General features: G+C 27.5%; 11 protein-coding genes. All 11 read left to right on the forward strand.

The window, feature by feature from the left end; translation table 11 throughout:
- Nucleotides 1–132 precede the first annotated feature (132 nt).
- On the forward strand, nt 133–1,173 hold the full coding sequence (locus IQC44_RS10905) for an SPOR domain-containing protein (protein WP_198306391.1): 1,041 nt from the start codon (nt 133–135) through the stop codon (nt 1,171–1,173).
- Nucleotides 1,174–1,185: 12 nt separating this feature from the next.
- A complete protein-coding gene (locus tag IQC44_RS10910) occupies nt 1,186–2,598 on the forward strand; it encodes an anthranilate synthase component I family protein (RefSeq protein ID WP_198306392.1) in 1,413 nt (470 codons plus the stop codon).
- A gap of 18 nt (nt 2,599–2,616) precedes the next feature.
- A complete protein-coding gene (locus IQC44_RS10915) occupies nt 2,617–3,399 on the forward strand; it encodes a pyridoxine 5'-phosphate synthase (protein WP_198306393.1) in 783 nt (260 codons plus the stop codon).
- Nucleotides 3,392–4,318, forward strand: a complete 927-nt coding sequence (gene pdxA / locus IQC44_RS10920) for a 4-hydroxythreonine-4-phosphate dehydrogenase (protein WP_198306394.1) — start codon at nt 3,392–3,394, stop codon at nt 4,316–4,318. Before IQC44_RS10915 ends, pdxA begins: the two co-directional genes overlap by 8 nt.
- Nucleotides 4,315–5,385 (forward strand): ATP-binding protein, encoded by a 1,071-nt coding sequence (locus tag IQC44_RS10925; RefSeq protein ID WP_198306395.1) that lies wholly within the window; start codon nt 4,315–4,317, stop codon nt 5,383–5,385. The genes pdxA and IQC44_RS10925 overlap by 4 nt, the downstream gene beginning before the upstream one ends.
- Nucleotides 5,386–5,443: 58 nt before the next feature.
- The gene (gene pyrH, locus IQC44_RS10930; protein ID WP_198306396.1) at nt 5,444–6,151 is read left to right on the forward strand and encodes a UMP kinase; all 708 of its coding nucleotides are present in this window, start codon (nt 5,444–5,446) and stop codon (nt 6,149–6,151) included.
- A 35-nt stretch (nt 6,152–6,186) separates the two neighbouring features.
- Nucleotides 6,187–6,408, forward strand: a complete 222-nt coding sequence (locus tag IQC44_RS10935; RefSeq protein ID WP_198306397.1) for a DNA-directed RNA polymerase subunit omega — start codon at nt 6,187–6,189, stop codon at nt 6,406–6,408.
- Between the two features lie 27 nt (nt 6,409–6,435).
- Nucleotides 6,436–8,595, forward strand: coding sequence for a RelA/SpoT family protein (locus IQC44_RS10940; RefSeq protein WP_198306398.1), 2,160 nt, complete (start codon nt 6,436–6,438; stop codon nt 8,593–8,595).
- A gap of 14 nt (nt 8,596–8,609) precedes the next feature.
- Entirely contained in the window at nt 8,610–9,818 is a 1,209-nt protein-coding gene (gene tyrS, locus IQC44_RS10945) for a tyrosine--tRNA ligase (RefSeq protein ID WP_198306399.1), read from the forward strand.
- A 12-nt stretch (nt 9,819–9,830) separates the two neighbouring features.
- On the forward strand, nt 9,831–10,910 hold the full coding sequence (locus IQC44_RS10950; RefSeq protein WP_198306400.1) for a nitronate monooxygenase: 1,080 nt from the start codon (nt 9,831–9,833) through the stop codon (nt 10,908–10,910).
- Between the two features lie 107 nt (nt 10,911–11,017).
- Nucleotides 11,018–12,412 (forward strand): N-acetylmuramoyl-L-alanine amidase family protein, encoded by a 1,395-nt coding sequence (locus IQC44_RS10955; RefSeq protein WP_228286336.1) that lies wholly within the window; start codon nt 11,018–11,020, stop codon nt 12,410–12,412.
- The last annotated feature ends 124 nt before the right edge of the window (nt 12,413–12,536 follow it).

Genomic DNA, 12,536 nt, shown 5'->3' on the forward strand with positions numbered 1-12,536 from the left:
ATTTGTGATGTTTTAGATGATATAGAAAACACAGAACTTCATAAAAAAATAAGCAAAGAGCTTGAAGAGTTAGCTAATAAATTTGTAATTTATACACAATCGACTTACTAAGGTTAAAAATAAGGATAATTTATGCAAATAAAAGGCAATGAATTCTTAAAAAATGTTCAAAAAAAACAAGAGAGAGAAGAGTTGGAAAAAAGATTAGAAGAGCTTAAATCTTCTAGTCCAAATAATTATATAGAAGAAGAAAATCCTATTGGTATAAAACAAACTCCTTTTGTACAACCTGAAAGTACTAATCCATACCAAAATACTTTTGATTTAAATTTACAAAATAGTCAAAATTTAAATTCTCAACATGAACTAGATAATATTATGCTTGGTACTTCATCTTTTAATAATGAAGATAATAAGAAAAAATATATTATGTTAGGTGTTGTTTTACTTGTACTTTTTTTATTGACAATTATAATTATTAGATTATTAACTAGTGATTCAAGTAAAGAAGATACTTTTACATCAAATGGTGCTAAAACTTCTGAATCAAAAAGCCTTTCAAATAATAAAGTTGAAGAAGATTTTCAAAAAATATTAAATCAAAGAGCAAAACAAGATAATGAACAGATGATAGACCCTAGTAGATTATCACCTGAAGAGAGATTAAATAATATTCAAGCTAATCAAGAAAATAGCCAACAAGAAGATGATACACAGACTTCTGATTCAACAAATAATCAAAATATCTCTAATGAAACTTTAGATGATGCAATAAGAAGAGTTGAAGAGAAAAAAGCACAACAAACACAAAATATTCAACAAACAACAAAAACTGAAACAAAAAAAGAGCCAGTAGTTCAAAAAACTGAAACTAAAAAATCTGTAAAAGATTTAGTATCAAATAATAGTAAAACTACTACAAGTAGTGAATCTGCTCCAAGTAGTGGATATTTCGTTCAAGTTGGAGCATTTAGTAAAAAACCAGCTGATAGTTTTATTAATAAAATTAGAGCAGGAAATTTAAAATATAAAATTTATCAACATGAAGTAAATGGTGTTTTATACAATAAAGTATTAATAGGTCCATATCCTTCAAAAGAAGCAGCTAGTCAAAATATCGGAAATATAAAAACAACTTTAGACTTAGCAAATGCTCATGTAGTTAAATTTTAAGAGAGATGATTTATGAATTTTTATAGCAAAACCTTATTTTTAGACCAATTTACACCTGTTTCAATATATGAAAAAGCAAAAACTCTTTACCCAAATGAGCTTAGTTTTTTATTTGAAAGTACTATTAGTTCAAACAATGATGGAAATTTTTCTTATATTATAATTGGTGCTAGAGAGAGGGTTTGGTATAAAAACAATGAATGTTTTTTTAAAAATGAAAAAGATGAAATAGTAAAAGTAGATAATAATCCTCTAAGTTTTTTAAAAAAATATTATAAAAATTTTGATAAAGAGATTTACAAACAAAAAGCAAAAGAGCTAGGAATTGGCTTAATAGATGGTTTTATTGGGAATGTTGGATATGATATAGGAAAAGAGTTTGAACCTATTTTACAAAAATCTATGAACTCTTTAGAAGACCAATTAAATATTCCAGATTTAGATTTAATAAGACCAAAAATAATTTTAGCCTACTCTCATAAAAGCTCAAAATTAATACTTTTAACTTCTATTTCAAACTTAAAAGATGAGTTAGATATTATTGAAAAAGAGCTTTTAAAGCCTTACTCTTTTACTCCTTTGAAAAAAGCTGTTTTACTTGATGAAGGTAAATTCAACTACTCAAAAGAGCAGTTTTTCTCTATGATAGAAAAATCAAAAGAGCATATAAAAGCTGGAGATGTTTTCCAAATTTTAATGTCAAATAGATTTACTCAAAAAGCTATTGTAGATAATTTAAGCTTTTATAGAGCCTTAAGAAGCAAAAACCCAAGCCCATATTTGTACCTTTTAGAGTTTGAAGATTTCTCTATAGCTGGTTCTAGTCCTGAAGTTATGATTAGACTTATTGATGGTCATCTACTTTTAAGACCAATAGCAGGTACAAGAAAAAGAGGCTCTACACTAGAGAAAGATTTAGAGATGGAAAATGAACTAATCAACGATAAAAAAGAGAGAGCTGAACACTTAATGCTTGTTGATTTAGGAAGAAATGATGTAGGACGAGTTGCAAAATCTGGAACTGTAAAAGTAACTGAGCTTATGAGAGTTGAAAGATATTCACATGTTATGCATATAGTTTCAGATGTAGAAGCTGTACTAGATGAGAAATACGATATGTTTGATTTGTTTATGGCAACATTTACAGCAGGAACAATGACTGGAGCTCCAAAAATAAAAGCTATGGATTTAATAGCACAATTTGAAGGGATTAAAAGAAATTTCTACTCTGGAAGTATTGCATATTTTGGTTTTGATGGAAATATGGATAGTGCAATTACAATAAGAACTTCTCTTATTACAAAAGATAAAATTATTTTTCAAGCAGGAGCAGGAATAGTTGCTGATTCAAAAAATGAGGATGAGTATTTAGAAGTTCAAAATAAGTTGGCAGCTAATATTTCAACTCTAAAAGATTTGTCATAAAAAATTAAAGGAAATAAAATGCTTCTAGGTGTAAATATAGACCACATAGCAACTCTAAGAGAGGCTAGAAAAATAAATGATCCAAATCCACTTGATGCTTTAAGTATTTGTAAACTTTCAGGTGCAAATCAAATAACTATTCATTTAAGAGAAGATAGACGTCATATTCACGATATAGATGCAAAAGCTATAATCGAACAATCAGCACTTCCTGTAAATTTAGAGTGTTCAATAAATAGCGATATTATTGATATTGTTTGTAAATTAAAACCATTTAGAGCAACATTAGTTCCTGAAAATAGAGATGAAGTTACAACTGAAGGTGGACTTGATTTGGAGAAAAACTTTAATAAAATAGATGCAGTTATTGAAAAATTAAAAGCAAATAATATTGAAGTTTCACTTTTTATAGACCCAAACAGTAAATCAATAGAGTTAGCAAATATGCTAGAAGCTTCTTGGGTTGAGCTTCATACTGGAAGCTATGCAAATATCTATGCTATGCTTTATACAAATCTAAGAAATACTCAACACTCTATAAAAGAGCTTGAGCTTAGTCGTGATGAGCTTAAAAATAGACTTGACAGAAGCTTAGAAGAGATTAAAAATGCTTCAAATTTTGCAAAAAATCTTGGATTAAAAGTGGCTGCTGGTCATGGTTTAAACTACCAAAATGTTAAAGATATTTGCAATATCAAAGAGATAAGTGAACTTAATATTGGACAAAGTATTATTGCTAGATCTGTTTTTACAGGACTTTTTGATGCAATTACTGAAATGAAAAAACTAATAAATGAATAATTTACCTAAAATTGCTATTAGCATCGGGGATTTAAATGGTGTTGGCATAGAGATAGCTTTAAACTCTCACAAAGAAATTTCACAATTTTGTACTCCAACTTACTGTATAAATAAAAATCTTTTAAATCAAGCTTCTAAACTTTTAAACAAAGAAATACCAGAAGATTTTACACTTTTTGAGACAATTGGAGAGTTTAATATAGAACCTTCTAAAGTTTGTAAAAACTCTGGATTATACTCATATAACTCATTTTTAGATGCTATAGTTTTAGCAAAAGAAAATAGAGTTGATGCTATTTGTACTCTTCCAATAAATAAAGAGGCTTGGAGTAAAGCAAAAATATCTTACAAAGGTCATACTGAAGTTTTAAGAGATATTTTTAAAAAAGATGCAATTATGATGTTAGGTTGCTCTTCTATGTATGTTGCTCTTTTTACAGAACATATTGCATTAAAAAATGTAGCAAAAAATATTAAAACAAAAAAAATAACTAATTTCTTAAAAGATTTTTACTCTTGTACAAATGCTTCAAAAGTTGCTGTTTTAGCTCTAAATCCACATGCTGGAGACGGTGGAGTTTTAGGAAAAGAGGAGAAAAAAATAGAAAAAGCTATCAAAAAAGTAAATAAATCTATAAATAATAATATTTTTTCTATGCCTTTAGTTCCTGATACAGCGTTTAGCCCAAAAAGTAGAGAAAACTATACATATTTTGTAGCAATGTACCACGATCAAGGTTTAGCTCCACTAAAAGCTCTTTATTTTGAAGAGAGTATAAATGTAAGCTTAAATCTTCCAATCATTCGTACAAGTGTTGATCATGGAACGGCTTTTGATATAGCATATAAAGATAAAAATCCATCAAATAAAAGTTATATAAATGCAATAAAAGAAGCTATAAATTTAAGTAGTAAATGAAGCTTTTAGAAGAAAACTATCAAATAAACTTTTCAAAAATAACTTTTTTGGAAAGAAAAATAAAAATTCAATCTGAAAAAACTTTAATTTGTGGAGCTTCAAAAGTTGGTAAATCTTATTTAGTTTTTGATTTTTTAGGAAACTTTAAAAATGAAGAGTATTTATATATAGATTTTTTTGATTTAAGAAATAAAAACATATTAGAAGATTTGCCATTTTTACAAGAGTTTATAAACTCAAACAGTATAAAAACTTTAGTTTTAGAAAACTATAATTTCGAGTGTAAAATTCCAAATTGTGAAAATATCATTTTAACTTCACAAATAAATCTCAATATTGAAAACTTTGATAAAATCGAGCTTTTTGCACTTGATTTTGAAGAGTATTTGCTTTTTGATTCTAAACATCAAAATATTACTCAAAGTTTTAATAGCTTCTTAAAATATGGTAATTTACCTCTTTCTATAAGTATAGAAGAGCATAAAAAATTATCAAGACTTCAAGAAATTATAAAACTTAGTTCAAAAGATGAAACAAATTATGAAATTCTAAAAATTTTAATAGAAAATATAGATGAAAAAAAATCTATTTTTCAGCTATTTAATCAACTAAAAACTAGAGTTAAAATTTCAAAAGATAGATTTTATGAAGAGTGTAAAGAGTTTGTTGATAAAAAAATAATATTTTTTATAGAAAAATATAATCAAGAGAAAAGCCTAAAAAAAATATATACATATAATTATGCTTTTTTAAATGCTATAAGTTTTACAAAAAAGTTTAAACAAGAGTTTACAAATATGGTTTTTTTAGAATTAATAAAAGAAAATAGCCAAATTTACTATTTAGATAATATTGATTTTTACTTAAAAAATGATGATTTAGCAGTAGTTTGCATACCTTTTTTTAACTCTATTATGAATGCTAATTTATTAAAAAAGATTGTAAAAACAGCCTTAGAAAATAATATAAAAAAAATAGAGATTATTACTGTTTCAAATAGTGAAAATTTATCAAATAATAAGATACAAATTAATGCTATATCTTTTTATGAGTGGGCTTTAAGCTAAGAGTTTGTTAATTATTTTTTGGATAAAATGCAAAAATTATTATAAAAAAAGAGAGCTTATGAACAAAAGAGTACTTGTTAAATTTTCTGGTGAAGCACTAGCAGGAGCTGAGGGCTATGGTATTGATACTAAAATTTTAGATTATATTGCTGAAGAGATTAAAACATTAGTTGAATATGGTGTAGAAGTTGCCATTGTTATTGGTGGTGGAAATATAATTCGTGGAGTTACAGCTGCTGCTGATGGTGTTATTAAAAGAACAAGTGCTGATTATATGGGGATGCTTGGAACTGTAATAAATGGTGTTGCTATGCAAGAAGCTCTTGAATACAAAGGTTTAAGTGCAAGATTACAAACTGCAATTAAGATGGAAGAGATAGCTGAACCTTTTATTGTAAGAAAAGCTATGAGACACTTTGAAAAAGGAAGAGTTGTAATTTTTGGAGCAGGAACAGGAAACCCATATTTTACAACAGATACAGGTGCTACTTTAAGAGCTACTGAAATTGGGGCTGATTTACTTATAAAAGCTACAAAAGTAAATGGTGTTTATGATAAAGATCCTATGAAATTTGCTGATGCAATAAAATTGGATACTTTAACTTATGATAGAGCTTTAGAAGATCATATAAAAGTTATGGATGATACTGCTATTGCACTAGCAAAAGATAATAAACTTCCAATAGCTGTAACAAATATGAATGAAAAAGGTAATCTTCTTAGAATTATTCAAGGTGATTATAGTAAGTGTTCAATAGTAAAATAAGTTTAAATAAAAAATAGATTAAAAAAGGAAAATAGATGGAAAGATTAGAAGAGAGAATTTCAAGAGCTTTAAAACAAGTTGATAATGATAGATATATTTTAGCTATAGCTGTTGGTCAAAGAGCAGATGAATTAAGTAAAGGTGCAAAACCACTTTTAAGCCAAAATACTCAAAAAATGAAATATACAGATATTGCAATAGATGAAATTGCAAATGGTCTACTTAAAATTGATGGATTGGTAAATAAAGAAAAATAGTCCTCTGCCTATTTTAAATTATAATATATGAATAATTTTTTTAAAGAAGTACAAACTATCAATACTATTGATGGTGCTATAAATAAACTTAAAACAAAAATTGATATTTCAGAAAAGCTTTATGAAATTATCAATTTTATTATTGAAGCACATGAAGGTCAATTTAGAAAAAGCGGTGAGCCTTATGCTGTTCACCCTATTTTAGTTGCAACAATAACTTCAACATTTTCACCAGATGAAGATGTAATTGCTACTGCACTTTTACACGATGTTGTAGAAGATACTCCATTTACTTTAGAGTATGTAGAAGAAAGATGGGGTAAAAATGTTGCAAATATGGTTAAAGGGCTTACAAAAGTAAGTGATATTAGAGAAGAAAATTTCGTAACTTCAAAAGATTCTAGTGATTCAAAAATAGTTCAAGCTGCCTTAACATTTAGAAAAATGCTAATTGCTTCTGTTGATGATCCAAGAGTTTTAATTGTAAAACTTTGCGATAGACTCCATAATATGCTAACTCTTGCTGTTTTACCTCCACATAAACAAAGAAGAATTGCTGAAGAGACTTTGGTTGTTTATGTTCCAATTGCAAATAGACTTGGTATTTCAACTCTTAAAAATGAGTTAGAAGATTTAGCATTTTTCTATATTTATCCAGATGAATATAAAAAAATTGATGATTTCTTAAAAGAGAATGAACAGTCAATGCAGTTAAGCTTTAATAATTTCATTACTGTTACAAAAAAACTTTTAGAAAAAAATGGTTTTGAAGAGAAAAATATCAAAATATATTCAAGAGTAAAACACCACTATTCAATATATTTAAAGATGCAAAGAAAAGGTATAACTATTGAAGAAGTTCTTGACCTTTTTGCAATTAGAATTTTAGTTGAAAGTGATATTGATTGCTATAAAGCTTTAGGGCATATTCACTTAGAGTTTAAACCTCTTGTTTCAAGATTTAAAGACTATGTAGCAACACCAAAAGAAAATGGTTATCAAACTATCCATACAACAGTTTTTTATAACTCAAAAATTTATGAAATTCAAATTAGATCTTTTGATATGCATGGTATTGCAGAGTATGGAATTGCAGCTCACTGGGCATACAAAAGTGGAGAAAAAAATAGCTCTTCAAACTCTAATGCAAACCTAAATTGGTTAAAATCTTTAGAGTTTTCAAATGATAATATCGAAGAGTTTTACAACGAAACAAAAGAAAATCTATTTAATGATGAGATTATTGTTTACTCTCCAAAAGGTGAAGTTTTTATTCTTCCTATTGGCTCAACAGCTTATGATTTTGCCTTTGCAGTTCATACAAATGTAGGAGAAAAAGCAATATCTTGCTATATAAATAAAATTAAAAAACCTCTTTTAACAGTTTTAAAAAGTACAGATATTGTATCTATTGAAGTTGGAGAAGATACAGTTGCAAGATGTTCATGGATAGATATGTTAAAAACTCCTAGAGCTAAAAAACAGTTAAAAATTTTATGTACTCAAAGACAAAAAGAGATAGATAAACTATCTGGAAGAAATATTTTAAATACAGTTTTCTCAAGATATTATGAAAATATTTTAGAAGTTCATGATGTTGATAATATATATAAAGTTCCTCAAGTTTTAAGTTATTTTAAACATGCAAAACTTCTTCTTGAAAAGAAAATAACAAAAGAGAAAGGTTTAATGGCTAGATTTAAAATATTAACTAGCAAAATAAAAGAGTTCAAATTTGACAATATGATGATTTACTCAAATTTCAACATACACTCTATCTCTTTTGATCACTGTTGCCACCCAAAATTTGGTGATGATATTGTAGCCTTTAGAAATGGAAATGATGCAATAATTCACCATAAAATGTGTGATAAAGCCTACTCAAAAATAAAAGCAAACCACCAAATGTTGTTTTGTACTTGGACAAATAATAGTGTATTTAGATATAAAATGTTAATTAGTATTCCAAATACAAAAGGTGAATTAGCAAAAGTATTTAACTATTTATCAAAAAATGATTTTTATATTTTAGTTGTAAATTTTGGAAGACAAAAACATACATATAATCAATATTGTGATATTGAATTTGAAACAAATAAAGCAAATATAGATGAAGTTAAAAAAATTGTAGAAAAAGAGATAAAAGTTATTGAATTTTTATCAAAAAAAGATGCATATAATAAATAATAAGGTTTAATAAAATGGAAAATAAAATAAGTGAAGCACTAGAAGAGATTAAAAGAGGAACTGCTGAGATTATTGATATTGAAGCTATTACTAAATTAATAAGAAAATATTATGAAACTGGTGAAAATTTTTATGTAAAAGCAGGATTTGACCCAACTGCTCCTGATATTCACCTAGGACATACAGTTTTAATCCAAAAACTAGCAACTTTCCAGAAATTTGGAGGAATTGTTCAGTTTTTAATTGGAGATTTCACTGCAACAATTGGAGATCCAACTGGAAAAAGTGAAACAAGAAAAGTTTTAAGTAGAGAAGATGTTTTAAAAAATGCCGAAACTTACAAAGAGCAAGTTTTTAAAATATTAGATAAAGAAAAGACACAAGTTGTATTTAATAGTACTTGGTTAAATGAGCTTGGAACTGCTGGACTTATATCTCTAGCTTCAAACTTAACAGTTGCTAGAATGCTAGAACGTGATGATTTTTCAAAAAGATATGCAAGTAATACACCAATAGCTGTAAATGAGTTTTTATATCCCCTACTTCAAGGATATGACTCAATAGCTCTAAAAAGTGATATAGAAATTGGTGGAACAGACCAAAAGTTTAATTTACTTATGGGAAGAACATTACAAAAAGCTTATGACTGTAAAAAACAACAAGCAGTTTTGATGATGCCAATTCTTGAAGGACTTGATGGAGTTCAAAAGATGTCAAAATCTTTAGGAAACTATATTGGTGTTACAGATTTGCCTTTTGATATGTTTGGGAAAGTTCTATCTATTTCAGATGAACTTATGTGGAGATATTTTGAGCTACTATCATCAAAATCGCTAAAAGAGATTGATGAAATTAAAAAAGGTGTAGAAAATGGAACTTTACACCCTAAAAAGATAAAAGAGAGCCTAGCTAGTGAAATAGTTGATAGATTCCATGGTATTGGTGCTGGAGATGAAGCAAAATTGGAGTTTGAAAAAGTTTTTGCAAAAAAAGATATTCCAACAGATATGCCTACATTTACTTTTGATAGTGAAATTTGGATTTGTCAAGCTTTAGTTGATAGTAAATTAGTTGATTCAACTTCTCAAGCAAGAAGAGATATAAAATCAAATGCTGTATCAATAAATCAAGAGAAGATAAGCGATGATAAGCTAAACTTAAGTACTGGAGAATATATTCTTCAAAAAGGTAAAAAAAGTTTCGCAAAAATAATAATCAAATAAAGAAGGCAAATTGTGAAAATAGGAAAATATGAGATAAAACATCCAATCATTCAAGGTGGAATGGGTGTTGGAATTAGCTGGGATCAACTTGCAGGTCATGTAAGCCTTGAAGGTGGCTTAGGTGTAATTTCGGCAGTTGGAACAGGATATTATAAAAAATTAAGCCCAAATGTAAATATTGTTATGAGAAAAGATAAACCAAAAGAGGTTTTAAATTTTTATAATAAAGAGGCTCTAAAAGAGATATTCGACAATGCTAGAAAAATCTGTGGAAAACTTCCACTTGCAGCAAATATTTTATATGCAATAAACGACTATGGAAGAGTAGTGCGTGATGCCTGTGAAGCTGGAGCAAATATAATAATTACAGGTGCTGGAATACCTACAAATATGCCAGAATTTACAAAAGATTTTCCAGATGTTGCCCTTGTTCCAATAGTTTCAAGTGCAAGAGCTTTAAAATTAATCTGTAAGAAATGGCAAAGATACAACAAAATCCCCGATGCTGTTATAGTTGAAGGACCTTTAAGTGGTGGACATCAAGGTTTTAAATATGAGGACTGTTTTAAAGAAGAGTTTCAATTAGAAAACATTGTACCACCAGTAATTGAAGAGGCAAAAAATTGGGGAAATATTCCAATAATTGCAGCTGGTGGGGTTTGGGACAAAAAAGATATTGATAAATTTTTAGAAATGGGTTGTGTTGGTGTTCAAATGGCAACACGATTTATAGGTACATTTGAATGCGATGCTGATGTAAATTTTAAAAATGTACTTTTAAATGCAAAAGAAGAAGATATAGTTTTAATGAAATCACCTGTTGGACTTCCAGCACGAGGAGTTAAAACAAATCTTCAATTTTCAATAGAAAATAACACAGCACCAAAAGTTCAATGTATTTCAAACTGTGTTGCACCATGTAATCGTGGTCACGAAGCCAAATTAGTTGGATACTGTATTGCTGATAGATTGGGAGCTGCATATAAAGGTGATGTGGAAACAGGACTATTTTTTACAGGTTCAAATGGCTATAAAATAGATAAAATAATTTCAGTAAAAGAGCTGATGGAAAAATTAACTAAGGGAGAATAGTTATTTTAAAAGTTTTTTTAGGGATTATTCTTCTTTTAAATCTAGCATTTGGAGCAACTCTTGAAGAGCAATATAGAGATGCAAAAATTGAGTTTTTGAAATCATCTTTGAAAAAAGATGATAATCAAAAAATTTCTGATTTACAAAAAGTTATAGATTTAGGAAAAAAACTCAAAAAAGATACAAAACCAGATGAAGCTAAATTAAAGATTTTACAAGATAAACAAAAAGATAATTCTAAAGCTATTGTAAAAAAAGAGCCTGAAAAAAAATTAAATATTCCAACAAAAAAAACTCAAGAAATTAAAGATAACTCAAATATAGATACAGAAAACTTAATAAAACAAATTTATAAAGATAACAATAAAATAGTTGTTAAATTCAATAAAAATATTGATAAAAGCTATATATCTCACAAAGGTGTGATAAGCAATGGAACTTATTTATATACATTTGAGATAAATGGAAAATATAAATATACAAATCCTACTAAAATATCGATTGATGGAATAGATAAAATAACTACTACTGATGCAAATCAAAATACTATTATCAAAATAGAAAACTCTACAAAACCAAAAATATCTTTTATGCTAAGAGCTGATGAATTAATAATTTTGGCTGAAACTGATACAAAAATAGTCGCTCAAGAAAAAAAAGTTGAAACTAAAAAACAGGATTTTGTAGAGAAAAAACCAGAGTCAAAAATTGAAAATGTAGTAAAAAATGAGCCTACAAAAAAAGTTGAAGAAAAAAATCCAAAGCAAGAAACAACAACTAAAGAACCTGTTTTTATAAATACAAAAACATCTTCAAAACCAAAAAATAAAGTTATTGTAATTGATGCAGGACATGGTGGAAGCGATGTTGGAGCAGTAGGACCAAATAAAAGATATGAAAAAGTAATAAATCTTGAAGTTACAAAATATTTATATAGTATTTTAAAACAAAGAGGATATACTGTTTATCTTACAAGATCAACTGATACATTTATAAAAGTTATGGATAGAACAATTTTAGCAAATGAAAAGAATGCAGACCTTTTTATCTCAGTTCATACAAACTCTATGCCAAAAGAGAAAGCTGCATCAACAAGTGGCATTGAAACATTTTTCTTAAGTCCTGCAAGAAGTGAAAGAGCAAAAAGAGTTGCAGCTTTAGAGAATAAAGATGATATTAGAGAGATGAATGAAAGTTCAAAAAGTGTATTTTTAGAGAGCCTTAATCGTCCTAGAATAACTGCTTCTCATAAATTTGCAATAGATGTACAAGCTGGTCTTTTACAATCTGCTAGATCTAAATATAAAGATGTAAAGGATACAGGAGTAAAAGAAGGTCCATTTTGGGTTCTTGTAGGAGCTCAAATGCCATCAATTTTAATAGAACTTGGATTTATCTCACATCCTGAAGAGAGCCGAAGACTTTATGAAAAAGAGTATCAACAACTATTAGCAAATGGAATTGCTAATGGAATAGACTCTTATTTTTCAAAAAATCCTTAATATTTATAATCTTAAACCAAAAAAATCTCAAATTTAATATCTTTATAAATTATTTTGTACTAATATTTTAAATTATTTAATTTTCTAATTTGAAATATTAAATATATAAATCTTATAAAGAGCT

It is taken from the genome of Arcobacter vandammei (assembly GCF_016106035.1).
GTDB lineage: Bacteria > Campylobacterota > Campylobacteria > Campylobacterales > Arcobacteraceae > Aliarcobacter > Aliarcobacter vandammei.